This window comes from Streptomyces sp. NPDC048566 (assembly GCF_043199735.1).
In the GTDB taxonomy this organism is placed as follows: domain Bacteria; phylum Actinomycetota; class Actinomycetes; order Streptomycetales; family Streptomycetaceae; genus Streptomyces.
Map to the genome: position 1 here is coordinate 43,582 of NZ_JBICWL010000003.1, position 26,117 is coordinate 69,698.

At 72.9% G+C, this 26,117-nt stretch carries 22 protein-coding genes and 2 tRNA genes; 12 read left to right on the forward strand and 12 right to left on the reverse strand.

Annotated elements, in window-relative coordinates; all coding sequences use genetic code 11:
• The first annotated feature begins 57 nt into the window (after positions 1 to 57).
• The 4 genes from ACGFS9_RS07115 to ACGFS9_RS07130 all read left to right on the forward strand — a co-directional run bounded on the left by ACGFS9_RS07115 (position 58) and on the right by ACGFS9_RS07130 (position 3,436).
• A complete protein-coding gene (locus ACGFS9_RS07115; RefSeq protein ID WP_393251328.1) occupies positions 58 to 837 on the forward strand; it encodes an HAD-IIA family hydrolase in 780 nt (259 codons plus the stop codon).
• Positions 838 to 999: 162 nt separating this feature from the next.
• Positions 1,000 to 1,551 (forward strand): hypothetical protein, encoded by a 552-nt coding sequence (locus ACGFS9_RS07120; RefSeq protein ID WP_393251329.1) that lies wholly within the window; start codon positions 1,000 to 1,002, stop codon positions 1,549 to 1,551.
• A gap of 1 nt (position 1,552) precedes the next feature.
• Positions 1,553 to 2,218 carry a class F sortase gene (locus tag ACGFS9_RS07125; RefSeq protein WP_393251330.1) on the forward strand — a complete coding sequence of 222 codons (666 nt, stop codon included), beginning with the start codon at positions 1,553 to 1,555 and terminating at the stop codon, positions 2,216 to 2,218.
• 198 nt (positions 2,219 to 2,416) lie between these two features.
• Positions 2,417 to 3,436 (forward strand): glycoside hydrolase family 6 protein, encoded by a 1,020-nt coding sequence (locus ACGFS9_RS07130; RefSeq protein WP_393251331.1) that lies wholly within the window; start codon positions 2,417 to 2,419, stop codon positions 3,434 to 3,436.
• 112 nt (positions 3,437 to 3,548) lie between these two features.
• On the opposite strand, the gene ACGFS9_RS07135 is transcribed toward ACGFS9_RS07130, so the two are convergent.
• The 3 genes from ACGFS9_RS07135 to ACGFS9_RS07145 all read right to left on the reverse strand — a co-directional run bounded on the left by ACGFS9_RS07135 (position 3,549) and on the right by ACGFS9_RS07145 (position 7,927).
• Entirely contained in the window at positions 3,549 to 5,486 is a 1,938-nt protein-coding gene (locus ACGFS9_RS07135; RefSeq protein WP_393251332.1) for a galactose oxidase-like domain-containing protein, read from the reverse strand.
• Positions 5,483 to 7,423 (reverse strand): glycosyltransferase family 2 protein, encoded by a 1,941-nt coding sequence (locus ACGFS9_RS07140; RefSeq protein WP_393251333.1) that lies wholly within the window; start codon positions 7,421 to 7,423, stop codon positions 5,483 to 5,485. Before ACGFS9_RS07140 ends, ACGFS9_RS07135 begins: the two co-directional genes overlap by 4 nt.
• Before the next feature lie 430 nt (positions 7,424 to 7,853).
• Positions 7,854 to 7,927 (reverse strand) — tRNA-Lys (locus ACGFS9_RS07145).
• 185 nt (positions 7,928 to 8,112) lie between these two features.
• Here ACGFS9_RS07145 and ACGFS9_RS07150 point away from each other — a divergent pair.
• The 3 genes from ACGFS9_RS07150 (at position 8,113) to ACGFS9_RS07160 (ending at position 11,624) form a co-directional block, all read left to right on the forward strand.
• Complete coding sequence (locus ACGFS9_RS07150; RefSeq protein ID WP_393251334.1) at positions 8,113 to 9,477, forward strand: peptidoglycan-binding protein; 1,365 nt, start codon at positions 8,113 to 8,115, stop codon at positions 9,475 to 9,477.
• A 140-nt stretch (positions 9,478 to 9,617) separates the two neighbouring features.
• Positions 9,618 to 10,811, forward strand: a complete 1,194-nt coding sequence (locus ACGFS9_RS07155) for an SPFH domain-containing protein (protein ID WP_393251335.1) — start codon at positions 9,618 to 9,620, stop codon at positions 10,809 to 10,811.
• A gap of 177 nt (positions 10,812 to 10,988) precedes the next feature.
• The gene (locus ACGFS9_RS07160) at positions 10,989 to 11,624 is read left to right on the forward strand and encodes a lytic polysaccharide monooxygenase (RefSeq protein ID WP_393251336.1); all 636 of its coding nucleotides are present in this window, start codon (positions 10,989 to 10,991) and stop codon (positions 11,622 to 11,624) included.
• Between the two features lie 92 nt (positions 11,625 to 11,716).
• Here ACGFS9_RS07160 and ACGFS9_RS07165 read toward each other — a convergent pair.
• From ACGFS9_RS07165 to ehuB, 6 genes are all read right to left on the reverse strand, one after another.
• Positions 11,717 to 11,790, reverse strand: a tRNA-Lys gene (locus tag ACGFS9_RS07165).
• A gap of 210 nt (positions 11,791 to 12,000) precedes the next feature.
• The gene (locus ACGFS9_RS07170; protein WP_393251641.1) at positions 12,001 to 12,759 is read right to left on the reverse strand and encodes an IclR family transcriptional regulator; all 759 of its coding nucleotides are present in this window, start codon (positions 12,757 to 12,759) and stop codon (positions 12,001 to 12,003) included.
• 252 nt (positions 12,760 to 13,011) lie between these two features.
• Positions 13,012 to 13,812, reverse strand: a complete 801-nt coding sequence (gene ehuA / locus ACGFS9_RS07175) for an ectoine/hydroxyectoine ABC transporter ATP-binding protein EhuA (protein ID WP_393251337.1) — start codon at positions 13,810 to 13,812, stop codon at positions 13,012 to 13,014.
• Positions 13,802 to 14,452, reverse strand: coding sequence for an ectoine/hydroxyectoine ABC transporter permease subunit EhuD (ehuD, locus tag ACGFS9_RS07180; RefSeq protein WP_393251338.1), 651 nt, complete (start codon positions 14,450 to 14,452; stop codon positions 13,802 to 13,804). Before ehuD ends, ehuA begins: the two co-directional genes overlap by 11 nt.
• 40 nt (positions 14,453 to 14,492) lie before the next feature.
• Entirely contained in the window at positions 14,493 to 15,233 is a 741-nt protein-coding gene (gene ehuC / locus ACGFS9_RS07185) for an ectoine/hydroxyectoine ABC transporter permease subunit EhuC (protein WP_393251339.1), read from the reverse strand.
• On the reverse strand, positions 15,230 to 16,159 hold the full coding sequence (gene ehuB, locus ACGFS9_RS07190; RefSeq protein ID WP_393251340.1) for an ectoine/hydroxyectoine ABC transporter substrate-binding protein EhuB: 930 nt from the start codon (positions 16,157 to 16,159) through the stop codon (positions 15,230 to 15,232). Before ehuB ends, ehuC begins: the two co-directional genes overlap by 4 nt.
• A 96-nt stretch (positions 16,160 to 16,255) precedes the next feature.
• Here ehuB and ACGFS9_RS07195 point away from each other — a divergent pair, with 96 nt between their 5' ends.
• A complete protein-coding gene (locus ACGFS9_RS07195; RefSeq protein ID WP_393251341.1) occupies positions 16,256 to 16,750 on the forward strand; it encodes a DUF3830 family protein in 495 nt (164 codons plus the stop codon).
• Between the two features lie 69 nt (positions 16,751 to 16,819).
• Here the strand turns inward: ACGFS9_RS07195 and ACGFS9_RS07200 are convergent, their stop codons facing one another.
• On the reverse strand, positions 16,820 to 18,229 hold the full coding sequence (locus ACGFS9_RS07200) for an amidase (protein WP_393251342.1): 1,410 nt from the start codon (positions 18,227 to 18,229) through the stop codon (positions 16,820 to 16,822).
• A gap of 18 nt (positions 18,230 to 18,247) precedes the next feature.
• Positions 18,248 to 19,234 (reverse strand): D-2-hydroxyacid dehydrogenase, encoded by a 987-nt coding sequence (locus tag ACGFS9_RS07205; protein ID WP_393251343.1) that lies wholly within the window; start codon positions 19,232 to 19,234, stop codon positions 18,248 to 18,250.
• A 202-nt stretch (positions 19,235 to 19,436) separates the two neighbouring features.
• Here ACGFS9_RS07205 and ACGFS9_RS07210 point away from each other — a divergent pair, with 202 nt between their 5' ends.
• From ACGFS9_RS07210 to ACGFS9_RS07220, 3 genes are all read left to right on the forward strand, one after another.
• Entirely contained in the window at positions 19,437 to 20,216 is a 780-nt protein-coding gene (locus ACGFS9_RS07210) for an aspartate/glutamate racemase family protein (protein ID WP_393251344.1), read from the forward strand.
• Entirely contained in the window at positions 20,213 to 20,944 is a 732-nt protein-coding gene (locus ACGFS9_RS07215) for an aspartate/glutamate racemase family protein (protein ID WP_393251345.1), read from the forward strand. Before ACGFS9_RS07210 ends, ACGFS9_RS07215 begins: the two co-directional genes overlap by 4 nt.
• A 190-nt stretch (positions 20,945 to 21,134) precedes the next feature.
• Entirely contained in the window at positions 21,135 to 22,247 is a 1,113-nt protein-coding gene (locus ACGFS9_RS07220; RefSeq protein ID WP_393251346.1) for an LLM class flavin-dependent oxidoreductase, read from the forward strand.
• Between the two features lie 26 nt (positions 22,248 to 22,273).
• Here ACGFS9_RS07220 and ACGFS9_RS07225 read toward each other — a convergent pair whose 3' ends face one another.
• Positions 22,274 to 24,208 carry a putative bifunctional diguanylate cyclase/phosphodiesterase gene (locus ACGFS9_RS07225; protein ID WP_393251347.1) on the reverse strand — a complete coding sequence of 645 codons (1,935 nt, stop codon included), beginning with the start codon at positions 24,206 to 24,208 and terminating at the stop codon, positions 22,274 to 22,276.
• A 322-nt stretch (positions 24,209 to 24,530) separates the two neighbouring features.
• Between ACGFS9_RS07225 and ACGFS9_RS07230 the strand changes: the two genes are divergently transcribed.
• Entirely contained in the window at positions 24,531 to 25,949 is a 1,419-nt protein-coding gene (locus ACGFS9_RS07230; protein ID WP_393251348.1) for a M6 family metalloprotease domain-containing protein, read from the forward strand.
• The last annotated feature ends 168 nt before the right edge of the window (positions 25,950 to 26,117 follow it).

Here is a 26,117-nt window from a genome sequence, read left to right on the forward strand (position 1 = left end):
CCGGCGCCCCCGGATCGCGAGCGTACGTACGCCACAGGACGGCAGGAGACCCAGCACATGTCAGAGCGCAAGCCCATCGAGTCCTGGCTCACCGACATGGACGGTGTCCTCATCCACGAAGGCGTGCCCATCCCCGGCGCCGACGCCTTCGTCAAGAAGCTGCGGGAATCCGGCAAGCCCTTCCTGGTCCTGACGAACAACTCCATCTACACCGCCCGCGACCTGCACGCCAGGCTGCGGCGCATGGGCCTGGACGTGCCGGTCGAGAACATCTGGACCTCCGCCCTGGCCACCGCCAAGTTCCTGGACGACCAGCGCCCCGGCGGCACCGCGTACGTCATCGGCGAGGCCGGCCTGACCACCGCGCTGCACGACATCGGCTACGTCCTGACCGACCACGAGCCGGACTACGTGGTCCTCGGCGAGACCCGCACCTACTCCTTCGAGGCCATGACCCAGGCGGTCCGGCTGATCAAGGGCGGCGCCCGCTTCATCGCGACCAACCCGGACGAGACCGGCCCCTCCACCGAGGGCCCGCTGCCCGCCACCGGCGCCGTCGCCGCCCTGATCACCAAGGCCACCGGCAAGCAGCCCTACTTCGCGGGCAAGCCCAACCCGCTGATGATGCGGACCGGGCTGAACGCCATCGGCGCGCACTCCGAGACCAGCGCGATGATCGGCGACCGCATGGACACCGACGTGCTGGCCGGTCTGGAGGCGGGGATGCAGACCTTCCTGGTGCTGACCGGGCTGACCACGCCCGACGAGATCGAGCGCCACCCCTACCGCCCGTCCCTGGTCGTCGACTCGATCGCCGACCTCGTCGACCGCGTCTGACCGCCCCGCGGGCCTCCGGGCGGGCCCGTCCCCGTACGGGCCCGCCCGGGCGCCCGCGAAACCTCCGACGCCCCGGACGGACCCGTACGGAGCAACGGCGGGCCGCTGAGGATGCGGGCCGCCGCCGCGCGGGGGAGTCTCCAGGTGTCTGGAGGTTCCACCATGCGCTCAGTGCGACTCACTCTCTGTGCGGGGGCGGTGGTCGCCGCCGTGTTCCCGCCCGTCGCCCACGCCGCCGACACCGGGCCCGCCGGCCTCTCCGTGACTCCCGCGGGCCCCGCCTCCGGCAGCGACATCCGGCTGCGGGCCACGGGCTGCGCCGGCCGGACGGGCACCGCGGTCTCGGCGGCCTTCGTCGCGGACGCGCGGCTGACCGGGGGAGCCGGCGGCGGGCTGGTCGGCGAGACCCGCGTCCGCAGCACCGTCCGCCCCGGCAGCTACCCCGTCGAGGTGACCTGCGACGGCCGCACCGACCGGGTCCGCGGCACCGTCACCGTCGCCGACCCGGCCGCGACGCCCACCGCGACCGCGCCCGCCTCGCCCGTCGCCCCGGTGCGCGCGGGCGGCGGCGCCACCGCCCACTTCGGCTCGGTGGACGCGCACGAGGCCGGCCCCGGCACCCGGCAGGCGGTGACCGGTCTGGTGCTCGCCGGTGTCGCCGCCGTCGCCGTCGCGGTCCGCAGCAGCCGCCGGGGCCAGGACGGCCGCGACTGACATGGCCGAACGGGAACGCGCCGGCGGCACCGGCCGGCTGCCGGCCGCTCTCGCCTGGCTGGTGCTCCTGCTCGGCCTCTGGCTGTGGGGGAGCGGACTGACGGAGGTCCGCACGGAGGTGTCCGCACCGGCCGCCGGGGACATCGCGGCCCTCGGGCGTCCGACCGAGGTGCGGCTGCCGCCCGCGCTCAGGCCGCTCGGCACCGCCCGCCCGCAGCGGATCGACCTCCCCGCGGCCGGGGTGCAGGCACCGGTCGTGGCACGCGGGCTCGACCGGACGGGTGCCCTCGACACGCCTCCCTACGACCAGCCGGGCGTCGTCGCCTGGTACGCCGCCGGGGTGGCGCCGGGCGCCGCGGGCACGGCGCTGATGGCCGGCCATGTCGACACCGACACCCGGCCCGCGGTCTTCCACGCGCTCGCCACCGTCCGCCCCGGCGACACCGTCCGGGTGGCGCGCGACGACGGCGCCGTCGCCGAGTTCACCGTGGACGACGTCGACGTGCTGCCCCGCGACCGCTTCGACGCCCGGCGGGCCTACGGGGCGCGGGTGCCGGGGCGGGCCGAACTGCGGCTCGTCACCTGCGGCGGGACCTTCGACCGCAGGAGCGGGAGCTACACCGCCAACGTGGTCGTCTCCGCCTACCTGACCGGTCGCACCGGATGAGCCGGCCGCCCGCGACCACGCGGACGGCGCCGCAGGGAGGGGCCCGGCGGGCCTCCGGGTGGAGCGGACGCGATGCCCGTCGCGGGGGCGGCGTGACGGCGCTGTAACAGCTCCCGGACACCCGGCCAAGACCCCTCGGCGACCCGGGTGGGTATGTCACGATTGCCTCTCAAGACGGTGCATTCGAGGGGGAGTTGGATGTACGGCAAACGGGGCGCCGGAGTGCGCGCGCCGCTGGCGGTGCTGGGGGCCGCCCTGCTGCTCGCCGGGTGCACGCACCAGGGAGCGGGCGGCGGCTCGCACGGGAAGCCGGGGACCCCGGCCGCCCGGCAGCCCGGGAACACCGGCCCGTTCTGGGTGAACCCGGACGGGAAGGCCGCCGAACAGGTCGCCGCCTACGCCGAGGCGGGCCGGAGCGCCGACGCCGGGCAGATCCGCAAGATCGCCGGCCAGCCGACCGGCGAGTGGATCGGCCCGGACGACCCCGAGGCGGAGGCGCGCGGTTTCACCGAGGCGGCGGAGCGGGCCGGCCGGTCGGCGCTCCTGGTCCTCTACAACATCCCGCACCGCGACTGCGGCCAGTTCTCCCGGGGCGGCGCCGCCGACGGCGCCGCCTACCGCCGGTGGATCGACGGCGTGGCACGGGGCATCGGGGACCGCCCGGCCACGGTGATCCTCGAACCCGACGCCCTGCTGCACCTGGTCGACCAGTGCACGCCGCGGCAGTTCCGGGAGGAGCGCTACGACCTGCTCCGGGGCGCCGTCACCCGGCTCACCGGTCTGGGGGACACGAAGGTGTACCTGGACGCGGGCAACGCCGGCTGGGGCCACCCGGATGAGATCTTCGGGCCGCTGCGCGCCGCCGGGGTGGACCGCGCCGACGGCTTCTCCGTCAACGTCTCGAACTTCTACTCCACCGAGGACTCCATCGCCTACGGCAAGCAGCTCGCGGCGAAGGTCGGCGGCAAGCACTTCGTCGTCGACACCAGCCGCAACGGCAACGGGCCGTACACGGCGGGCCGTCCCGAGGAGAACTGGTGCAATCCGCCCGGCCGCGCCCTCGGCGAGAAGCCGACGACGGCCACCGCGGACCCGCTCGTCGACGCCTACCTGTGGATCAAGCGGCCCGGCGAGTCGGACGGCACCTGCAAGGGCGGCCCGAAGGCGGGGGACTGGTGGCCCGCGTACGCGCTCCGTCTCGCCCGGGCCTCCCAGTAGGGCGCGTCGCGGACGCCGCGTCGCGCCGCACGCACTCCCGCCCCACCCGCTCCGCACGAAGGGCGCCCTCCGCCGGAGCGGAGGGCGCCCTCGCGGACCGGGGCGCCCGCCCTCAGGGCACCTTCACCCACCGGGCCTTGCTGGGCGTGCCCTGATCGTCCGTCACGAACAGCATGTACCAGCCGGACTGGACCAGGTTGCGGTTCTTCGGCACCGTCACCGAGATGCCCTTCCCGGTCCGGGTGAAGTCGAGGGCGATGGAGCGCTGGTCGACGTCGGTCACGTGGGTCGACGCGCTCGGCCGGATCAGCCGCGCGGTCCTGATCGACGAGGCGTGCGCCGAGGCGAACGTCGCCGAGCCGCCCCGGGCGATCGTCCGGGGCCCCCCGGACAGGGAGGGCCGCGCGTCCCGGTACAGGTACGGCGGCGTGTAGATCTCGATGCGCTGCTCGAACGGGGCGGGCTTGGTGTTGGCCTTGTCCGCGTAGAGCGAGTTGGAGCCGAAGAACATCACGCGGCCGTCGGGCAGCAGGATCGACCCCGAGTGGTAGTTGCGGCCCACCAGCGGATCGGCGACCCGGTCGAAGCGGCCGGTGCCCGGCGTGTAGATCCGCGCCTGGAGGATGTTGGAGTCGCTGCGCCCCCGGTAGTCCTCCGAGCCCCCGGACACCAGCACGGTGTCGTCGGGCAGGATCGAGGACTGCGGGTAGCGGGTGCCCTTGTCGAGCAGGGGGCCGTCCACGAACCGCGGATGCGGTTTCTTGAGGTCGACCAGCCGGGTCCTGCGGCTGGACAGCCTGGACTCGCCGACCCCGCCGCCCCCGATGACCAGGTACTTCTCGTCCTGCGCCGGCGGCAGCAGCACCGTGCCGGAGGTCTCCATCATGTTCGGGTCGCTCAGCCCGGGCACCTTGGTGAAGGTGTTGGCCCGCAGGTCCCACACGCCGGGGTCGCGGCCCACGTCGTCGGGGCCGTAGCCGGCGTTCGAGCCCGAGTAGAAGAGCTTGCCGTTCTGCATCAGCGAGATGGCCGGGTAGGTCGGGAACTGCCGGACGCCCTTGGTGTAGTGCCACCTGCGGGTCTCGGGGTCGAAGACCTCGTTCTTGCCGGGGACGAGCTGGCCGATCTCGTCCAGGCCGGACAGGCCGAGGACCGTGCCGTCGCCGAGGGTGGTCAGCGTCGGGTACCAGCGGGCCTCGTTCATCGGGTCGACCTTGATGTACCGCTCGGCGACCGGATCGAACTCGTAGGCGTCCCGGATGCCCTGGAAGTCCTTCTTGTCCAGGGCGAGTTTCTGGGCGATCCCGTAGGTGTTGCGGGCGTCGGCGCCGCGCAGCCCCCGGACCCGGTAGTTGTCCTGGGTGCCCGTCTCGTACCTCCGGCCGCTGCGCTGCGCCTCGACGTAGATGCGGCCGAGGCCCGGGTCGTTGCGCAGGAACGCGCCGGTCTTGCGGTCGAAGACCTTCTTGGCGCGCGGGACCAGGACCGGGTCCTTGGAGACGAACGTCCTGCCGTTCTCCTTGCCCGTGAAGGCGGTGCCCGCGGGCAGCGTCACCGGCTTGTCCGGGTTCTCGTTGTGGACCACCATCAGCCCGCCCGCCTTGGTGACGTCGCCCTTCAGCGTCTCGTACCGCTTGGTCCCGCCCGCGATCAGCAGGTTGCCGTTCGCGAGCTGGGTGTGCCCGGTGCAGAAGAGGTCGGCGGGCGTCGGGACCTTCTTGATCGTGCCCTTGACCGGGTCCCAGATCCTGGTGTCGAACTTCTTCGCGTCGAAGTTCCGCTGGTTGTTGCCGGAGCCCGCGACGAGCAGAACCCTGCCCGTGTGCAGCAGGGCCGCGTGGATCGTGTTGAGGCGGTACTCCTTCGGGAACTGCACGACGTCCCAGTGGCCGTTGGCGGCCTTGTACTCCGGTTTGTCGATCGTGTACTGGTGATACCGGTCCGTCCCGAAGCGGTACAGCCACGGTCCGTTCATCCCGGCCAGCGCGAGCACCACCACCGAGGTGATGCCGAGTCTGCGGGCGCGGCGGCGACGGGCACCGTCCTTCATTTCTTACGTCCCCCCAGGGCGATCTGCATGGTCTGGTCGCCGGCGGTCCCGTCCGCCTCGGCCCAGCGGGGCCGGTGCTGCGCCGCGTGCTCCTCCTGCTGTGCGACGGGGGCCGGGACCGGGCGCTCGGCCGCGGACGCCGCCGGCGGCCCGAGCCGCTCCCGGCGCAGGCTCCAGCGCCAGGCGAGGATCGGCGACGCGGTGATCAGCAGGGCGAGGGTGCCCCAGGTGATCATCGCGGGGTGGGCGTGCCCGAACACGAAGCCGGCCGTGATCGAGGCGCCGAAGACGAGGACGAAGAACAGATGGATGCGGAAGGTCCCGAACAGGGTGTCGGGGCTCGCCGAGTCGCCCTTGGGCGTCACCACGAACCGGCTCTTGCGGCGCAGCACGGTGTCCAGCAGCGACCGTGCGTAGACCGGCGCGGACAGCGCCGACATCACCATGCCCGCCACCCCGCCGGACCCCTCCGGCTCGTGCGGGGAGACGTTGTGCCGGCGGTTCCAGATGTAGAGGCCGATCTGGAGCGCGGAGGCGTTGCCGTAGAGCATCAGCCACACCGTCGGGTCGATGTTGACGCCGGAGGCGCCGAGCCCGAGGAACAGGGCGCAACTCAGGGCGGCGAGAATCCAGTTGAGCGCCGACATCGGGTAGAAGATGATCATCATGGTGTAGTTGAAGAGCTTGCCCGGAGGCATCGTGGCGAAGCCCTTCCAGTACTGCTTGAGGATCGTCTCGTAGGTGCCCCGCGACCAGCGCAGCTGCTGGGTGAAGAAGTCCGTCCAGGCACCCGGGCCCTCGCCGACGGCCAGCACGTCCGGCGTGTACACGGACTTCCATCTGCGGCCCGTCGCCGGGTTCTTGGCGCGGTGCATCTCGAAGCCGGTCGCCATGTCCTCGGTGATCGAGTCGTACAGCCCGCCGATCTGCCGCAGCGCCCTGATGCGCACGGCGTTGGAGGTGCCGACGAACATCGGGGAGCCGTAGAAGTTGCCGGCCCGCTGGATGAGGGCGTGGAAGAGGAACTGCTGCGACTCGGCGGCCTTGGTGATCGGGTTGTCGTAGTTGCCGTACACCTGCGGCCCGATCACGAAGCCCACGTCCGGGTCGCGGAAGAAGCCGAGCATCCGCTCCAGGTAGTTGGGCAGCGGCACGTGGTCGGTGTCGACGGAGGCGAAGTAGTCGTAGGCGTCTCCGTGCGCCTCCAGCCAGGCGTTGTAGTTGCCGTGCTTGGTCTTCGCACGGTGCGCGCCCGTGGGCCGGTTCCACCGTTCGACGCCTTTGCGGGTGAAGTGGTGCACGCCCAGGCGCGCGCAGACCTCCTTCACCTCCGGGTCGTCGCCCTCGTCGAGGAGCCAGACGTGCAGCAGGCCCCGGTGGCGCAGCCTGACGGCGGCCTCCAGGGTCTTCGTCACCATGGCGAGCGGCTCCTTGCCGGGCACGAACGAGGTGAGGAAGGCGACTCTGGTGCCGGATTCGGGCACCACCGGCACCGGGTCGCGGGCGACCAGCGTGGCGTGCGCGTTCGACAGCACGTTCATGCAGCGGAAGAACTCGATCAGGCCGATCGAGACGAGCATCACGACGTCCAGGGCCGGCAGGAAGTCGTGGGCCGGATAGTCGCGTTCGGTCCAGTGCTCGGGCCGGAGCAGCCAGCCGAGCAGGACCAGCGACAGCAGGGGGGCGGCGCCCAGCATGAGCGCCGCCCTGAGGCGGTGCGGTTCCTGCGAGAGCAGGGAGCGGTACTGCACCGTGTAGGGCCGGCCCGGGTCGGGCTCGGTGAGCGGGCCCGCGAGGCGGCTGTAGTGCTCGTAGTCGTATCTCGGCAGCGTGCTCTTGATTCTGCGGAAGCCGCCGGTCCGGTGCGACGGCGTCCTCGGCCGGGTCGTCCCGGACGGGTCGGAGTCCTTCCGGGCGCCCGTCGGTGTCGACGTCATGAGTCATCCCCCCAACACGCGCCGAGGGCGCGTGTCCGTCGTCTCTCTTCGTCCGCCGGGTCCCCCCTGGACCGTTCCGGACGTGTCATGGAAAGCCGGAGTGCCGTGTCCGCATCCCGCGGACGGCCGTCACCGGTGTTCCGGTCGCACGACGCCCCCCTCGGCGTCGGTCGTGCACGGGGCCCCCACCCCCTGGAGCCGCGACCGGCCAAACCCCCACTGCGCGCAACCGCCGTCGATCGGCAGCCGCTTGGGGGCCCAGGGTTCTACGTCTGCCTTCATGATCGCAAGGTGCGAAACGCTCTGTTAACCGGTCATACGAGCTAATCGGGACGGGTGTACGAAGATGGGACGGACAGGGACCTTCGGGAGGGGGTTCCGGGGCATGGCGAAGGGCCCCCTCGCCATGGCGAGGGGGCCCTTCGGTCGGTGCGCCGCCAGGGACTCGAACCCCGGACCCGCTGATTAAGAGTCAGCTGCTCTAACCAACTGAGCTAGCGGCGCCTGCTGACGCGAGAACTCTACCCGATCCCCCGGGGTGCTCCCGACCGCGGCGCGGGGCTCCGCACCAGGTGGGAGGGGTCCCGTACATCATTCGGACCGTCAACATGCGACACCCGGCGACAGTTGAGAAACTGACGATTGTGCAGAAATGCGGACATTTCAATCTGGAGTGTGAGGGGCATCGCATGGAGACTCCGGTATTCGAGGAACTCGATCCCGCGAGCGACTGCGACTGCCCCGGATGCGTCCACTGGCGGCGCGTCCTGCCCCCAGGGTTCCGGGCGGGCGGCCTCGCGGGCCACCCGGCGACCCTCTCCCACGTGCTCGGCCTCACCCGGGCCGGGCGGACCCCCATGGCGCTCGCGCTGGCCGCGACGGCGGGCACGCTGCTCGCGGCGGGGCAGTCGGTGCCGGCCCTCGCCGCCGCGCACGGACCCGCCCGGCCGGGCGCTCCGGCGGACGACGAACCGGACACCCCGCAGGGCACCAAGGCGCCGCTGCACGGTTCCACGAAGGACCCGGCCCCGTCCGGTCAGACCTCCCGGACGCCGGCCACCACGCGGGCGGAGATCATCAACCGGGCCAAGACCTGGATCGACGCGAAGGTGCCGTACAGCATGACCGCCTACTGGAAGGACGGCTACCGGCAGGACTGCTCCGGCTTCGTGTCCATGGCGTGGGGGCTGCCGGGCAACGAGTGGACGGGCAGCCTCGACGCCTTCGGGGTGCGGATCACCCGTGACCAGCTGCAGCCCGGGGACATGCTGCTCTTCCACAACCCGGCCAACCCGCAGAAGGGCTCCCACGTCGTCATCTTCGGCGGCTGGACCGACTACACCCACACCTACTACGTCGCCTACGAGCAGACCCCGCCGCGGACCCGGAAGCAGTCCACCCCCTACGCGTACTGGTCCAACTCCGACCACTACGTGCCCTACCGCTACAAGGGCCTGGCGGAGGGCGCGCCCGGCGCGGAGCCGACCACGCCGGAGCCGCCCGCCGTGCCGACCCCGTTCCCGGGGGCCGCGTACTTCGGGCCCGGCGCGAACAACGACCACGTCACCGAACTGGGCCGGCACCTGGTGGAGCGGGGCGGCGCCCGCTTCTACACCACCGGCCCCGGGCCCCGCTGGAGCGCCGCGGACCAGCGGGCGACCCAGGCGTTCCAGAAGGCGCAGGGCTGGACCGGTGCGGACGCCGACGGACTGCCCGGACCCACCACCTGGGCCTACCTCACCGGCGGGAAGGGCAAGGACATCCCCGCCGCCACGACGAGCCCCGGGACCCCGGGCACGGGCACCTCGCAACCCGTCCCCGCCTTCCCCGGACGCGCGATGTTCCGGCCCGGAGCGAACAACGCCCATGTCACCCGGCTGGGACAGCAGCTGGTCAAGAAGGGGTTCGGGACCTTCTACACGACAGGCCCGGGGCCCCGCTGGAGCGAGGCGGACCGCCGCAACGTCGAGGCGTTCCAGCGGGCGCAGGGCTGGCGCGGCGGTGCCGCCGACGGCTACCCCGGCCCGGAGACCTGGCGGCGGCTCTTCTCCTGAGCGGCCGGCCCGCACCCCCCGGGACGCGAAGGGTGCGCGTCCCGGGGCGCCGGCCCGCACCCCCGGACCGGCCGACTCGCCGGCCGGTCCGTTCCACGGCTCGTGAACACCCTTCCAGGCGCGGAGGCATGGAGGAAGCTATGACCACGACGACGTCCCCCACCCCGGACCACACCCCGGACCCAGAGGGCAGGGCCTCGCCCGGACCGCGGCCGGGCGGCCCCGCGGACAGCGGCCCGCGGTCCGTGCGGCTCATCCAGAACGAGGTGACCACCGAGATCCCCGTCCACCTGCTCTTCCGCGACGACCCCGAACCCGCGGCGGTGCCGCTCGCCCCGGCCGTCGTGGGGCGGCGGCGCGGCACCGGGGAACAGCCCCGGGTGCGCCGCCCCGCCCCCGGCAGGCCGGCCCGCCCGGTACCGCAGGCCGACCCCGACCTCGTGGAGCGTCCCGCCCGGGTGCTCCCCGGGCTCGCGGGCGTCCTCGCCGGCGCCTGCGGCCTGGCCGGCTGCGCGGTCACCTCGTGGTGGGCGGGTGCCCTGCCGTCCGTCGCCCTCGACGCCCTGCGCCTGCCCCCGGCCGCCGGCGCCGGGCTCGGCCCCGCGCAGTGGGCGGCGTACGCGGGGGCGGGCACCCTCGCGCTGTTCGGCTTCGGCGGTCTAGCCCGCGGCCGGACCGGGCGGGCCTGGGTGCTCGGGCTCTTCGGGCGCTACCGCGGCACGGTCCGCCGTACCGGGCTCATGTGGGTCAACCCCCTGGTGCTGCGCCGCCGGGTCGACGTCCGGCTGCGGCACTGGCGCAGCGAGCCGATGTCGGTCGTCGACGCGAACGGCGTCGCGCTGCGCGTGGTGGTGCTCGTGGTGTGGCGCGTCAAGGACACCGCGCGCGCCGCGCTCGGCGTCGACGACCACCAGACGTACCTGCGCGAGTGCGTCGAGGCGGCGCTGTCCCGGGTTCTCTCGCAGCAGCCGGCCGAACTGCCCCCCGCGGTGGTCAAGGACCTCACCCTGCGCAACACGGACGCGGTCGGGGAGGCCCTGACCCGGATGGTGGCCGCCGACACCGAGCCCGTCGGCCTGGAGGTCTTCTCCGCGCAGCCGACCCGGATCGAGTACGCGCCGGAGATCGCCGCCGTGATGCAGCGCCGCCGGATCGCGGCCCTGGACGCGCAGCACCGGGACAGCGTGCTGGGCTCGGTCGTCGACTCGGTGGAGGAGACGGTGACCCGGCTGACCGTGCGCGGCCTGGTCGAACTGGACGACTACGAGCGCAAGGCGCTGGTGAAGGACCTCACGGTGGCGTTCTGCACCGGGCGCGGGGAGGTCACCTCGTAGCCGTCCCCGCGGGCGGCCGGCGCGACCGCCGGCCGCCCGCGGGACGGGGCGCCTCGGACAGCTCCGTGATTGGTATGGACATGTTCAACGGTCGCCCATAATCTGGGACTTGGTCTAGACCTAAGCGTCGCGCGCACGGCTCAGAGAACCTCCCCCACGTCCTCCAGGAGCGTCAGCATGCGCAAACGGACGAACACGTCCCGCACCCGAGGCAAGACGAGGATGTACGCGGCGGCCGTCGGCCTCGCCACGGCGGGCACCTTCGTGCTCTCCACCGGCGGGGCCAGCGCCCACGGGTACACCGACCAGCCCCTCAGCCGGCAGAAGATGTGCGCGAGCGGCGGCAGCGTCGCCAACTGCGGCGACATCCAGTGGGAGCCGCAGAGCGTCGAGGGCCTCAAGGGCTTCCCGGCGGCGGGTCCCGCCGACGGGCACATCTGCTCGGCGGGCCACGCCAACTTCGGCCAGCTCGACCAGCCCCGCACCCCCTCGGGCGCGGCCTGGCCGACGACCAGGGTCGCGTCGGGGCAGAGCTACAGCTTCCGCTGGCAGTTCACCGCGATGCACGCGACGACCGACTTCAAGTACTTCGTCACCAAGACCGGCTGGAACCAGAACCACGCGCTGACCCGTGCGGACCTGGAGACCACCCCGTTCCTGACGGTCCCCTACAACGGGCAGCGCCCCCCGTCCACGCTCTCGCACACCGGCACCCTGCCGAGCGGCAAGAGCGGGCACCACGTCATCCTCGGGGTGTGGACGGTCGCGGACACGGCGAACGCGTTCTACTCCTGCGCGGACGTCACCTTCTGAGGCGGGCCCCGGCGCGATCCCGACCCGCTCCGGACCGCGGCGGGCAGAGAGACGCGAAGGCCCCCCACGTGCGTGGGGGGCCTTCGTCGAGGTGCGCCGCCAGGGACTCGAACCCCGGACCCGCTGATTAAGAGTCAGCTGCTCTAACCAACTGAGCTAGCGGCGCATGACTCCCGCCTCCCGCTTCCGCGGTCGGCGACGAAGGAAATACTACCTGGTCCTGCGGGGTGCTTCCGACCACCCGCCCGCCACCCCGCGGACACCCGTCCGGCACCCCGCCGGCGGCGGCCCGGCGCAGGCCCGGGGCCCCTGCCGGATCGCCTTCCGCCCGGAGCCGTGCCGGACGCCGCGCGCCGCACTGGTGCCGGTCAGGGCACTAGAGGGTGAGCGACAGCAGGACGGGCGCCGCTTCGCGGTTCAGGGTGTCCGCGGCCTCGCGGAGCCGGTGGGCGTGCTCCACGGGCAGGGAGAGGGCGAGGCAGCCCGCCGCGGAGCCCGCCGTGAGCGGGACGGCCGCGCAGACCGTGCCGATCGCGTACTCCTGGAGGTCGAGGACCGGCACGGTGGCCGGCTGGGAGTCCAGGCGGGACAGCAGCAGCCGCTCGCTGGTGATGGTCCGCGAGGTGAGCCGGGCCATCCTGTGCCGGGCGAGGTGGTCGCGCCGGCCCGCGTGGTCGAGCTGGCCCAGCAGGCTCTTGCCGACCGCGCTGGCGTGCGCGGAGGAGCGGAAGTCCACCCACTCGTTGACTGCGGGGGTGGCCGGGCTGTCCGCGTACTGCGTGACCTGCACCTCGCCGTCGATGTACCGGCTGACGTAGACGGCGGCCCCGACCGAGTCCCGGAGCCGGTCGAGGGTCTGCTGGAGGGTGTCGCGCACGGCCTGGTCGCGGCCCTCGGCCGAACCGAGGCGGCTGAGGGAGGCGCCGGTCACGTAGGCGCCGTCGGCCACCTGCTCGACGTATCCCTCCCGGCGCAGCATCCGCATCAGCGGGGTGAGCCGGTCGCCGCCCAGGCCGGTCGCCCGGGCGAGCTCGGTGCCGGTGACACCCGCGGCGTGCCGGGCCACCGTCTCCAGGACGCGCAGGGCGTCCTGGGTCGAGTGGTACGACGCGGTCGGCTCGTGCTTCAGCGCCACGGTCTCCCCCTGCGCTTCGTGGCCCGGCTCGAAAAAGACGTCGGGCCGGACGGCTGGGCTCACTCCACGATAGCCGTCAAGGAGCCGCCCGGGAGCGTCCGTTGACGAGATTCGAGGTGCGCTCCGGGCCGCCCGGCGGGAGCGCACCGTCCGGCATATGCCGAGGTCATGGCCCGGCGGGCATGGTCTAGGCGGCGGACCTCCCGCCTTCCCGTCCACACCCGCCCGCCGCGCCCCGCCCCCTCGCCGCCGTCACAGCACGGCGCTGAGGAACTCCCGGGTCCGCTCCTGCTCCGGATCGCTGAAGATCTTCTCCGGCGGGCCGGACTCGATGACGTGGCCGGAATCGAACATGAGGACCTGGTCCGAGATGTCCCGGGCGAAGTTCATCTCGTGGGTCACGCACAGCATGGTGATGTCCGTGGTGCGGGCGATGTCACGGAGGACGTCGAGGACTCCCGCGACCAGCTCCGGGTCCAGCGCCGACGTCACCTCGTCCAGGAGCAGCACCTGCGGCCGCATCGCCAGGGCGCGGGCGATCGCCACCCGCTGCTGCTGGCCGCCGGACAGCATGCCCGGCCGCGCGTCGCACTTGTCCGCGAGGCCGACGAGGTCGAGCAGCTCGCGCGCCCGGACCTCCGCCTCGTCCTTGGACATGCCGAGCACGGTCACCGGTGCCTCGGTGACGTTGCGCAGCACGCTCATGTTGGGGAACAGGTTGAACTGCTGGAAGACCATGCCGATCTTCTTGCGGACCTCGCGGACCTGCTTCTCGTCCGCGGGGAACAGCCGGTCGCCGGCCACGGTGATGGTGCCCTCGTCCGGCTTGGTCAGCGTCATCAGCAGCCGCAGGATCGTCGTCTTGCCGGAGCCGGACGGCCCGATCAGCGTGACGTGCTTGCCGGAGTCGACGCCGAAGTCGAGCCCGTCGAGGACGGTGTTGTCCCCGAAGCGCTTGGTGACCCGGTCGAAACGGATCAGCTCGCTGCCGTCGACCTTGGGGTTGGCGAGGTCCTTCGCGGGACCGGTGTCGTTGTTCGTGTCAGCGGACAAGGCGTCGCTCCAGGGCTCGCAGCAGCAGGGAAGCCGGGTAGGAAATGAGGATGAAGGCCACACCGATGACCGTGAGCGGCTCGGTGAACTGGAAGTGCTGCTGTGAGTACAGCCGCGCCTCCCCGAGCATCTCCAGCACGGTGATCGTCATCAGCAGCGGGGTGTCCTTCAGCATCGAGATGACGTAGTTGCCGAGCGCCGGCACCACACGCCGGATCGCCTGCGGCAGGATCACCGCGGTCCAGGTGCGCCGGGCGGGCAGGCTGAGCGCCGTCGCCGCCTCCCACTGGCCCGCGGGCACGCCCTCGATGCCGGCCCGGTAGACCTGCATCGTGTACGTCGAGTAGTGCAGGCCGATCGCGACCACACCGGTGGTCAGCGCGGAGAACGTGACGTTCCACTCGGGCAGCACGTAGAAGAGGAAGAACAGCTGCACCAGCAGCGGGGTGTTGCGGACGAACTCGGTGACCACCCCGACGGGCCAGCGCACCCAGCGCGACGGCGTCCGCATCAGCAGGGCCCACACCAGGCCGAGCGCGAACGAGATCACCGAGCCGAGGGCCAGCGCCTGGAGGGTGACCAGCAGCCCGTCCCAGAAGTGCGGCATGAAGTCGCCGACTGCGTTCCAGTCCCACGTCATGAGGCACCTCCGGTCGTCGTCTCCATGAGGTCCGTGGTGCTCATGAGTCACCCCCGCCCGCGGCGGTACCCGCCCCGGCGCCCACGCCGGCCGTCTCGGCCCGCTTCAGCTCCCGGGCCGGCAGGGCGTCCGGCTCCTTGCCGACGCCGGTCTTCAGCCGCTTCTCCAGCCCGCGCATCAGCCGCGTCAGCAGGAAGGCGATGACGAAGTAGACGAGCAGGACGTACGTGTAGATCTCCGCGCTCTGCTGGAGCGCCAGGCGCACCAGGTTGGCGCTGAACGTCAGGTCGCCCATGCCCATCACCGACACCAGCGCGGTGCCCTTGAGCAGTTCGACCAGCAGGTTGCTGAACGGCGGGATCATCTCCGGCACCGCCTGCGGCAGCAGGATCAGCCGCATCCGCTGCCAGGGCGTGAAGCTGAGCGCGATACCGCCCTCACGCTGGGCCGGGTCGACCGCGTTCAGCGCGCCGCGCACGATCTCCGAGCCGTACGCGCCGTACGTCAGCCCGAGCGCCAGGGTGCCCGCCCACAGCGGGACGAGCTGCCAGCCGAAGGCCAGCGGCAGCACGAAGTACACCCAGAAGATCATGATCAGGGCGGAGGTGCCGCGGAACACCTCGGTGTAGAAGCCCGCGAGGAAGCGGACGATCCACAGCCGCGAGGTGCGCGCGATGCCGACGGCGAAGGACACGGCCCCCGCCAGCAGGGCGCTGCAGAACAGCAGTTGGACCGTGACCCAGATGCCTTTGAGTACGAGTTCCCAGAGTCCCGATGTCATCCGCGGCACAGCTCCTTCGCGGTCATGTCGGTCATCTCGTCCTCGGTGAACCCGAACGGCTTGAGGATGCGGAAGACGTCGCCGCTCGCTTTCATCTTGCGCAGTTCGGCGTTGAAGGCGTCCCGCAGCCTGGTCTCCGAGGAGCGGAAGGCGAAGCCGCCGCCGTCGACGTGCGGCTTGCCCTTGACCAGCGGGGCGAACGCCTTGGTGCTCTCCGCCTTGGCGGACTTCTTCACGACCTCGCGGACGGTCAGCGCGGTCCCGGCGAAGACGTCGGCGCGGCCGGCCTCGACCGCGTTCAGCCCGGCCACCTGGTCGGGCACGATCAGGATCTCGCTCTGCTTGTACCCGGCCTCGACCGCGTACTGGATCTCGGCGTAGCCGGTACCCGTGGCGAACTTGGCCTTCTTCTCCACGACGTCCTTGTAGTCGTGGAGACCCTTCGGATTGCCCTTGCGCACGATGAACGCGTCGAGCATCTGGTAGTCGGGGTCGGCGAAGATGACCTGCTCGCACCGCTCGGGGTTGATGTACATCCCGGCGGACACGACGTCGAACTGCTGGGAGTTGAGCCCGGGTATGAGGGAGCCGAACTCGGTCGGCACGGGCTGGACGTTGTCCACTCCCAGCCGTTTGAAGACCGCTTTGGCCAGCTCCGGCGCCTCCCCGGTCAGGTCGCCGTTCTTGTCGATGTAGCCGAACGGCACCTCGCCGGCGATGCCGAGGCGGACGATGCCCTGGGCCCTCAGCCGGTCGAGGAGTTCGCCGCCGCTCGTCGAGGACGCCGTGGCCACACGGCTGCACCCCGCCGCGCCGAGCGCGCCGAGCGCGGCGACCCCGGCGAGCAGCGACCGGCGTGTGGTGCCTGACGGTTGTCTGTCGTCTTCACGGTCATTTCCACGTCTTTTCCCAAGTGGTGGAGCCATGGCGGCGCGGCTACCCGAGACCATGCGAAGTATTCGGATCGATTTCGGTCGTGTGTGATCGGACGCGCTCTTGACCGGAGGGGGACCATGGAACGCATGGCTGATCGATTCATCGACGTCTCCCTGGTCAAGCGCGATGTGCACTGCACCGCGAAACTCCTGGACGACCGCGCGCCGATCACCTGCGCGGCGGTGTGGGACGCCCTCCCGCTGAGCGGCGACGTCTACCACGCGAAATACGCGCGCAACGAGATCTACGCTCTTTTCCCCCCTTTCGCGAAATCAGAGCCGCCGCTGGAAAATCCGACAGTTACCCCCATTCCGGGAGACCTCTGCTATTTCGCTTTCGCGGGAACGGAACTCGGCACCAAGGCATACGGCTACGGCGCCGACGTCCGCCCCGGTACCACCGTGGTCGACCTCGCGCTCTTCTACGAGCGCAACAACCTGCTCCTGAACGGGGACGTGGGCTGGGTCCCGGGCATCGTGTGGGGCCGGCTGGTGGACGGGCTCGACGAGATGGCCGCGGCCTGCAACGACCTGTGGCGGACCGGCGCCGCCGGCGAGACGCTCAGCTTCCGCCGGGCCTGACGGCGCCGGGGCGGGGCCCCGCCGCGCGGTCCGGGCCGGATGCGCGCCGGCGCCCGGCCCGGCCGGGCGTCAGGGGAGCGGCGGCGCCGGCGGGGCGACCCCGGCGGCCCCCGCCGCGTACAGGGCGTGCGCCGTGCGCAGGACGAGATCGTCCCGGTGCCGGGCGGCGATGATCTGAAGCCCGGCCGGCAGCCCCTGCCCGTCCGTCCCGACGGGGACGGTCGCGGCGGGCTGCTGCGTCAGGTTGAAGGGGTACGTGAACGGGGTCCACCCCGTCCAGCGGCGCCGGCCGGAACCGGCGGGCGCCTCGGCGCCCGCCTCGAACGCCGTCAGCGGCAGAGTCGGCGTGACCAGCACGTCGTACCTCGTGTGGAACAGCCCCATCCGGCGGCCCAGCGCCATCCGGACGTCGGTCGCGGCGAGGTACTCCAGCGCGCTGTACCGGGCGCCCCGCTCGCAGATCTCCCGCAGCCCCGGATCGAGCAGCGCCCGCCGCTCGGGGCCCAGTCCCTGCGTGACCCGGGCCGCACCGCTGAACCACAGGGTGTGGAACGCCTCCACCGGATCGGCGAAGTCGGGGTCGGCCTCGGTGACATGGGCGCCGAGACCGGCCAGCCGTTCCACCGCACGGCGGACCGCCGCGGCGATCCCCGGGGCGACCGCCACCTGCCCGCCGAGGGACGGCGAGAACGCGACGCGCAGCCCGCGCACCCCGGCGTCCAGGCAGGTGGCGAAGGAGTCGCCGGGCGGGCCGAGCGCGGACCAGTCGCGGGCGTCCGGCGCGCCGATCACGTCGAGCATCAGCGCCGCGTCGGCGGCGTCCCGGGCCATCGGGCCCACGTGCGCGAGCGTCCCGAAGGCGCTGGCCGGATACAGCGGCACCCTGCCGTACGTGGGTTTCAGCCCGAAGACGCCGCAGAAGGCGGCGGGGATGCGCACACTGCCGCCGCCGTCGGTGCCGAGCGACAGCGGGCCCGCGCCGAGCGCGACGGCCGCCGCGCTGCCCCCGCTGGAGCCGCCCGCGGTGCGCGCGAGGTCGTAGGGGTTGCGGGTCACGCCGGACGCCGGCGAGTCGGTGACGCCCTTCCAGCCGAACTCGGGTGTCGTCGTCTTGCCGAGGAACACCGCGCCGTGCTCGCGCAGCCGGGCCACCGACGGCGCGTCCTCGTCCCAGGGGCCCCGCTCGCTCACGGTTCTCGATCCGCGCAGCGTCGGATGCCCGCGCAGCAGCAGGATGTCCTTCACCGTCACGGGCACGCCGTCCAGCAGGCCCGCGGGCTCCCCGCGTCGCCACCGGTCCGCCGACGCGCGGGCCCGCGCCAGGGCGTCGTCCGCGAGCAGCCGGACGAAGGCGTTCACGGCCGGCTGCACCCGCTCGGCCCGTTCCAGGGCCGCGCGGGTCACCTCCTCGGGTCCGAATTCGCCCTTGCGGTAGCCGTCGACGAGTTGTACGGCGGTCAGCTCGGTGAGTTCCGACATCGGCCCCTCCACGGCGGTTCAGTGTCCGGGTACGTACCCGCGCTTCTTGTCGACCACGTTCCGCAGGGGCCTACCCGCCTCCCAGCACTCGTACAACTCCACGAACTGGGCGCCCAGTTCGTCCCGCCAGCCGATCGTGTCCCCGCTCATGTGCGGTGACACGATCAGGCCCGGGAGGCGCCACAACGGGCTGTCGGGGTCCAGCGGTTCGTCCGCGAAGACGTCGAGGGCGGCGCCCGCGATCCAGTGCTTGGACAGCGCCTCGGCGAGCGCCTCCTCCACGACGAGCTGACCGCGGCCGACGTTGACGAACCGGGCGGAGGGCTGCATCGTCCCGAAGCGCCGGGCGTCGAACATGCCGTGCGTCTCGGCGGTGAGCGGCGCCGCGCACACCACCCAGTCGGCGCGGGCCACCAGCCGGTCCAGCTCCTCGGGCCCGTGGACGCCGGTGCGGGCCGTCCTGCCGACCAGGGCGGTCGTGATGCCGAGTGCCTTGAGGGTGCGGGCGACGGCCCGCCCGATCGGCCCGGAGCCCACCACGCAGGCCCGGGTGCCCGCCACCCGCTGGGACTCGCGGTGGTGCCACGCGTGCTCGCGCTGGAGGTCCCAGGTCCGCGGCAGGTCCTTCGCCATGGCGAGCACCAGCGCCGCCACGTACTCCGCGATGGGCTGGTCGAACACGCCGCGCGCGTTCGTCACCACCGTGTCGGAGGCGGCCAGTTCGGGGCACATCAGATGATCCACGCCGGCGCTCGCGGTGTGCACCCAGCGGGGGCGCGGCCCCTCGCCCGGCCACGCCCGGCGCACCGCGTGCGAGGTGAAGTCCCACACGAGCAGCGCGTCCGCGTGCGGCAGCTTCCGGGCGAGGCTCGACTCGTCGGCGTGCTCGATCCGCACGCGTCCGGTGAGCCGGCCGAGGCGGGGGAGGGGCTCGGCGTCCAGCACGAGCAGTGTGGCGGGAGAGGACGGAGGGGAGGACGGGGCGGGGGACATACGGGCGTTCATCGGGCGAAACCGTTTCGCAATGCGAGTCCGCTTCTCTGGAGTGGTCCGGGGCGGGATGGCCGGGAGACGTGCGGGCGTACAGGGGTCGAAGTCGTCTGAGATGCGCGGATTGACCACGCTCGCACCCGAACCTACCTTCGTCAACACGGGCCCGAACACGGTCCGTTGCGTGCCTGTTTCCCTTCGTGAGGCCGGTGTCAGCATGGACGTTTCCTTTCTCGGCGGTCCACAGCCGCAGCGCGGGGTCGGCGTCGTCGCCCCGTTCGACTTCGCCCTCGACCGCGAACTGTGGCGCTGGGTCCCGGACGAGGTCTCCCTGCATCTCACGCGGACCCCGTTCGTGCCGGTCGAGGTCAGCCTGGACCTGGCCCGGCTGGTCTCCGAGCACGAGACGCTCGGGGACGCGGTGCGCGCCCTGAACGCCGTCTCGCCCGAGGTCGTCGCCTACGCGTGCACCTCGGGCAGCTTCGTCGGCGGGGTCGCCGGGGAGAAGGCCATGTGCGAGGCGATGACCCGGGCGGGCGCGCTCCCCTCGCTCACCACCTCCGGAGCCCTCCTCGACGCCCTGGCGGAACTCGGCGCCCGCCGGATCGCCCTGGTCACCCCGTACACCGTCTCCGTCACCCAGTCCCTGGAGGAGTACCTCGCCGAGGCCGGCATCGTCGTCACCGACCGCGCCTTCATGGGGCTGACCCGGCACATCTGGAAGGTCCCGTACCGCGACGTCGCCGACATGGCCCGCCGGGCCGTCGGGGGGCAGGCCGACGCCCTCTTCATCAGCTGCACCAACCTTGCGACCTACGACGTCATCCCGCAGCTGGAGGCCGAGCTGCGGATTCCGGTGATCTCGGCCAACCAGGTGACGATGTGGGCGGCACTGCGCCAACTGGGTACCCGAGCCGTGGGCCCCTATCAGCGTCTGGTCGATCCGGCCGCCCGCCGGGGTCCGGTACTGCCGGAAGAACAGGAAGGTTGGGCATGACCGCACTCGGATTCCTCTACCCCGGCCACTCGGCCGAGGACGACTACCCGCGCATGGAGCAGCTGCTCGGCAGCGACGTCCGCCTGACCGTCGTCCACACCGACATCGGGGAGGACGCCCACCGGGTCGACGCCCTGCACGAGATGGGGTCCGCGGAGCGCCTGGAGGCGGGCGTCGAGGAGCTGCGCCGGTCCGGAGCGGAGGCCGTGGTCTGGGCCTGCACCAGCGGCAGCTTCGTCCGCGGCTGGCAGGGCGCCCACGACCAGGTGCGCGGCCTCGCCCGGGCGGCGGGTATCCCGGCGTCCTCGACGTCCTTCGCCTTCGCGCACGCCGTCCAGGAGATCGGGGCGCACCGCGTGGCGGTCGGGGCCACCTACCCCGACGACGTGGCCGCCCTCTTCGCCGCGTTCCTCAAGGAGGCGGGGGTCGAGGTGACGGCCGTGACCGCCTCCGGGATCGTCACCGCCGCCGAGGTCGGCACCTGGGAGTACGACCGGGTGCTCGCCCTGGCCCGCGCGGTGGACGGTCCGGACGCCGAGGCGGTGCTGCTGCCCGACACGGCCCTGCACACGGCGTCCCACCTCGCCGACCTGGAGCGGGAGCTGGGCAAGCCCGTCCTCACGGCCAACCAGGTGTCGGTCTGGGAGGCCCTGCGCCTCACCGACCGCCGCGTGCACGCCCCGCAGCTGGGAGCCCTCTTCACCCGGGAGCCGGTGGTCCAGGCGTAACGGCCCTCCGCCGTGCGCGGCGCGGCCTCGCGCGCGGTCCCGCCGGAGCGGGGTGGGGAGCCGGGGGCCGGCCCCCCGTGCCCCGCCCGGCGGCCGGAAGGCGTCCCGCGGGGGCCGGAGGAATAAACGGAGCCGGCCTCCTGTTGGCAGCCGCGAGGAAACGATCGCGCAGTGACAGGAGGCACCCCCGGTGGACGAGACGGCCGAGACGGGCGAGATCCGCGGTACGGCACGGGGTGCCGCCCCGGTCCCGCTCTCCGTACTGGACCTGGTCACCGTGGGAGCGGGCCGCACCGCGAGCGAGGCGCTGCGCACCAGCGTGCAGATCGCCCGCCTCGCGGAGTCCCGCGGCTTCCACCGCTACTGGGTGGCCGAGCACCACTCGATGCCGGGCGTGGCCAGCTCCTCGCCCGCCGTGATCCTCGCCCACCTGGCCGCGCACACGGACCGCATCCGGTTGGGCTCCGGCGGCGTGATGCTCCCCAACCACGCCCCCCTGGTCATCGCCGAGCAGTTCGGCACCCTGGAGGCCCTGGCCCCCGGGCGCGTGGACCTCGGGCTCGGGCGGGCGCCGGGCACGGACGGGGCCACGGCCGCAGCCCTGCGCCGCACCGAGCGGCTGAACGAGGGCGCCGACGACTTCCCCGAGCAACTCGCCGAGCTCACCCGCTTCCTGGACGACGACTTCCCCGACGGGCACCCTTACGCGCGCATCCACGCCGTACCCGGCCCCGTCCAGTCCACTTCGCCCGGCGGGGTGCAGTCCCCGCACCGCCCGCCGGTCTGGCTGCTCGGCTCGTCCGGCTTCAGCGCTCGCCTGGCCGGAGTGCTCGGCCTGCCGTTCGCCTTCGCCCACCACTTCTCGGCGCAGAACACCCTCCCGGCACTCGACCTCTACCGCGAGTCCTTCCGGCCGAGTGCGGTCCTGGACGCCCCCTACGCCCTCATCGGGGTCTCGGCGCTCGCCGCCGACGAGGAGCGCGAGGCCCGCCGCCAGGTGCTGGCCGCCGCCCTGAGCATGGTCCGGCTGCGTACCGGCCGTCCGGGGCTCGTCCCCACGCCGGAGGAGGCGGAGGGCTACGCGTTCAGCGCGATGGAGCGGGAGTTCGTCGACTCCTGGAACGCGAACGTGCTCCACGGCACCGCCGACGAGGTGCGCGCCGGCCTCGACGACCTCCACAAGCGCACCGGTGCCGACGAGTTGATGATCACCGGCAACGCGCACAGCGGCGACGTCCGCCTGCGTTCCTACGAACTCATCGCCGACGCCTACGGGTTGCCCGAGGCGGCCGCGGGGGCCTGAGCGCGGGGCCGCCTCGGGGGAGCGGATCAGGCCAGCGGGCAGGCGCCCGAGGTCAGCAGCTCCGCGATGAGGTGCGGTGCCACCGGCCGGGAGTACAGCCACCCCTGGCCGGTGTCGCAGCCGATCCCACGCAGCCGGGAGGCCTGCGAGGCCGTCTCCACGCACTCGGCGGTGACGGTCAGCCCCAGCCGGTGCGCGAGCTGGATGAGCGCCTCGACGATGACCTCGTCCGCGGGGTTGGGGTGGGCGGAGGTCCCGTCGGCGTTCTCGTACTGGAAGCCCCGGACGAAGGAGCCGTCCAGCTTCAGCACCGACACCGGGAGCCGGCTGAGGTAGGCGAGGTTGGAGTACCCGGTGCCGAAGTCGTCGATCGCGATGCGCACCCCCATGTCGCTGAGCGCCTGGAGGGCCTGGAGCGGCCGGCCCGCCGAGCCCATCACCGCCGACTCCGTCAGCTCCAACTGGAGCAGATGCGGGGCGAGTCGGGTCTCCGCCAGAATCTCCGCCACGTCCGCGACCAGATCGGAGTCCCAGACCTGCCGCACGGCGACGTTGACGCTGACGAACAGCGGCGGCGCGTCCGGGTGGTCCAGCTGCCAGCGGCGCGCCTGCCGGCAGGCCGTGGCCAGCACCCAGCGGCCGAGCTGCACGATCGAGCCGTCCTCCTCCGCCAGTCCGATGAACCGATTCGGCGTCAGCATGCCGAAGCGCGGGTGGTTCCAGCGGACCAGCGCCTCCACCCCGTGCACACCGCCGTCCTCCATGCCCACCAACGGCTGGTACTCCAGGGCGAATTCACCGCGGTCGACGGCGGCGCGCAGGGTGGACGACAGGGCCTGGCGTGTCATGCGGTGCGCGTTGCGCTCCGGGTCGAACAGCGTCCACCGGCCCTTGCCGTCGGCCTTCGCCCAGTACAGCGTCGTGTCGGCGGCCTGCATGAGCCCCGTGGCGCTCGTCCCGGCGGCGCGCCGCTCGACGACGCCGATGGACGCCGACAGCGACAGCCGCTGCCCCGACAGGTCGAACGGCGCCCGGAGCGCGGTGAGGACCGCCTGGGCGAGGTCGGCCACCTGCTCGGTGCCGGTCGAGTCCTCGACGAGCAGCGCGAACTCGTCACCGCCGAGCCGGGCCACCAGCGGGGCCGCGGCCCGCGCCTGCCCCGCCTCGTCCGCGCAGCGGGTCAGCCGTTCGGCGACCGCCGCGAGCAGCCGGTCCCCGACCCGGTGCCCGAGGGTGTCGTTGACGGCCTTGAAACCGTCGAGGTCCAGATAGCACAGCCCGATCCGGCCGGTGCCGCCCTCCTCGTGCGCCTCGGCCTCCAGGGCCGCCGTCAGGCGTTCGAAGAACAGGGTGCGGTTGGGCAGCCGGGTCACCGGGTCGTGCATCTGCAAGTGCCGCAGCCGGGCCTGGAGTTCACGCCGGGGGCCGATGTCGGCGACGGACACCAGGACGGCCTGCTCCTGCGGGGGGAGCGGGGTGACGGTGATCTGCACCCACAGCGAGTGGCCGTCGGGGTGCTTCAGGCGGCGGGTGCAGCGCAGCCGGCCCTGCCCGCCGCCCAGGACCTCGCGGTAGGCCTGCCAGGTGCGGGCGTCGGAGGCGAGGTCCACCAGGTCGGAGGCGGAGCGGCCGGCGATCGCCGCCGCCTCGACGCCCAGCAGTACCGCCAGCGACGCGTTCGCCGTGACGACGGTGCCCTCGCGGTCGACGACGGCCATCGCGAGCGGCGCGGTGGCGAAGGCGGCCTGGAAGGCGCGCGGCGACGCCGCGTCCCCCGCCGGGGCGTCCGCCGGCCCGGCCGGCAGCGCCGGTGCCGCGGGCGGCGCGCAGGCCGCGGGAGGGGCGGACGGGCCGGGGGAGGACCCGGCGGGCACACGAGAAGACGTGTCGACGTGACGCTCTGTGACGGTCGGCCGGGCGAGGTCTCCCGCGGTTGCCGGCCCTTCGGACGTTCCGCTCACCGCTCGCTCCCGCAGTGCAGTCGTTCTTCGTATGGGTCTCTCGCGTGGTCGGCCGGACGGGGCGGCCGCACAAGCCGTGTCGGTGCAGGAAAGTGTGCCGATCATAGAGGCTGCCCTCGGCGCGGTGCAGCCCGTGTCCAGTGTCCCGGAACAACCACCCGTTCTGACAGATCGTTTCTGCCTGCATCTGGACGGGTTCCTTCTCCCGCCGACCGCATGTGACGTTCCGTGAGCTGTCGGGGGTGTCGGCCCGGGAGTGCCCTCACCCTTCTGGTGCAGACAAACAGGGCGAAGTAATACAAATCAACACAGGCTGGGTGCGGTGTCCCGAAATCCGCATCCGGAGGTCGACGTGCCGCGTCCGCTGCCCCTTCTCACGCGCCGGCCCCTGCGCGGCCTCGCCCGTGACGGAGTGCCGCGCTGGCGCAGCACGGCGGCCGCGTTCACCTCGATGACGGCCCTCGCGGCGACCTCACTGCTCCCCGGCCCCGCCCTCGCCGAACCGCTGGCCGACCCCTGCGCCCTGACCCGCACCGGGGCGCACCACTCGGAGGGCGTCGACACCTGGAACCCCTCCTACGTGCGGCCCACCCGTCCGCTGGACGCCGTGATGGTGTTCCTGTCCTTTCCCGACTCCGTCCCGCGCACCAGTCCGGCGGAGCTGACCGGCGACTACTTCCCCGCCACCAGCCGCTTCTTCGAACGCGCCTCCTACGGCAGGTTCACGGTCCGCCCGCATCCCCGGCGCTCCTGGATCCGGATGCCGCACCCCTCCACCTCGTACGCCATACGGCGCGACTGGAACGCCGCCGACCGGGGCGCGTACCTGCGGGACGCCCTCGCTGCGGCCGACCCGCAGGTGGACTTCTCGCGCTACGACGTCGTCTACTTCGTCGCCGACCCGGACGCGCCGGGTGTCGACTCCGACGCCACCAAGGTCGTCAACCTGGCCACACCGCTGCGCGCGGACGGCACGGACATCCGCCGGGTCGTGACGGTCTTCGAGAAGCATCCGCCGGACCGCCTCGTCCTCGCCCACGAGACGGGCCACGTCTTCGACCTGCCCGATCTGTACCACCGCCCCGAGAACGGCGAGGGCGACTGGGACACCTACGTCGGCGACTGGGACCTCATGGGCAGCCAGTTCGGCCTCGCGCCCGACCTGTTCGGCTGGCACAAGTGGCGGCTGGGCTGGCTGGACCGCCGTCAGGTGGCGTGCGTACGGGGCGCCGGGTCCACCCGCCTCACCCTGGAGCCGCTGGGGCTGGGCCCGGCGGGCTCCGCCGGGCCGGCCGGCGCGGACGTCCGCGCCGGGGCGTCCGGGGTAGGGCCGGCAACTCCCGGCGCCGCCGACCCCGGGGCCCTCGGGGTCGCCGCGCCGCCGGGTACGCCGGCGTTCGGCGCGGGGCGCGGCACGAAACTGGCGGTCGTTCCCACGGGCCCGGGCACCGCCCTCGCCTTCGAGGCCCGCGGCACGTCCGGCAACGACGGCTCGACCTGCACGCAGGGGGTGCTCGTCTACCGGGTCCGCAGCGGCACCGAGTCCGGCGGCGGGCCCATCCAGGTCCTCGACGCCCACCCGCACACCGAGGCGTGCTGGGAGGACTCCGTCTACCCGCCGCTCGCGGACGCGCCGGTGGGCGCCGGCGAGAGCTTCACGGTCCCCGGCGACCACGTCCGCGTCGACGTCGAGGACCGCACCGCGTCGGGCTCGTGGACGGTGCGGATCACGACGGGCTGAACCGCCGGTCCGGACGGCCTGCCGAGGCGGTGCGGGCGGCCCGGGCGGCCCGGGCGGTGACGGAGGCGGGGCGCGGGCGGCCGGAAGCGCTGCGATGTGGCGAGGAGGGGGGCGGGGGGGAGAGAGGGACGGCGTGCCGGGAGGGCGAACGACGAGAGCGGGATGCTC

Coding starts and splice junctions, on each gene's coding strand:
- ACGFS9_RS07215 (WP_393251345.1), top strand. CDS start 20,213: ATGACCGCACTCGGATTCCTCTACCCCGGCCACTCGGCCGAGGACGAC.
- ACGFS9_RS07140 (WP_393251333.1), bottom strand. CDS start 7,423: ATGACGTCGACACCGACGGGCGCCCGGAAGGACTCCGACCCGTCCGGG.
- ACGFS9_RS07125 (WP_393251330.1), top strand. CDS start 1,553: ATGGCCGAACGGGAACGCGCCGGCGGCACCGGCCGGCTGCCGGCCGCT.
- ACGFS9_RS07135 (WP_393251332.1), bottom strand. CDS start 5,486: ATGAAGGACGGTGCCCGTCGCCGCCGCGCCCGCAGACTCGGCATCACC.
- ehuC (WP_393251339.1), bottom strand. CDS start 15,233: ATGACATCGGGACTCTGGGAACTCGTACTCAAAGGCATCTGGGTCACG.
- ehuB (WP_393251340.1), bottom strand. CDS start 16,159: ATGGCTCCACCACTTGGGAAAAGACGTGGAAATGACCGTGAAGACGAC.
- ACGFS9_RS07155 (WP_393251335.1), top strand. CDS start 9,618: ATGACCACGACGACGTCCCCCACCCCGGACCACACCCCGGACCCAGAG.
- ACGFS9_RS07200 (WP_393251342.1), bottom strand. CDS start 18,229: ATGTCGGAACTCACCGAGCTGACCGCCGTACAACTCGTCGACGGCTAC.
- ACGFS9_RS07130 (WP_393251331.1), top strand. CDS start 2,417: ATGTACGGCAAACGGGGCGCCGGAGTGCGCGCGCCGCTGGCGGTGCTG.
- ACGFS9_RS07120 (WP_393251329.1), top strand. CDS start 1,000: ATGCGCTCAGTGCGACTCACTCTCTGTGCGGGGGCGGTGGTCGCCGCC.
- ACGFS9_RS07205 (WP_393251343.1), bottom strand. CDS start 19,234: ATGAACGCCCGTATGTCCCCCGCCCCGTCCTCCCCTCCGTCCTCTCCC.
- ehuD (WP_393251338.1), bottom strand. CDS start 14,452: ATGACGTGGGACTGGAACGCAGTCGGCGACTTCATGCCGCACTTCTGG.
- ACGFS9_RS07195 (WP_393251341.1), top strand. CDS start 16,256: ATGGCTGATCGATTCATCGACGTCTCCCTGGTCAAGCGCGATGTGCAC.
- ACGFS9_RS07150 (WP_393251334.1), top strand. CDS start 8,113: ATGGAGACTCCGGTATTCGAGGAACTCGATCCCGCGAGCGACTGCGAC.
- ACGFS9_RS07160 (WP_393251336.1), top strand. CDS start 10,989: ATGCGCAAACGGACGAACACGTCCCGCACCCGAGGCAAGACGAGGATG.
- ACGFS9_RS07115 (WP_393251328.1), top strand. CDS start 58: ATGTCAGAGCGCAAGCCCATCGAGTCCTGGCTCACCGACATGGACGGT.
- ACGFS9_RS07210 (WP_393251344.1), top strand. CDS start 19,437: ATGGACGTTTCCTTTCTCGGCGGTCCACAGCCGCAGCGCGGGGTCGGC.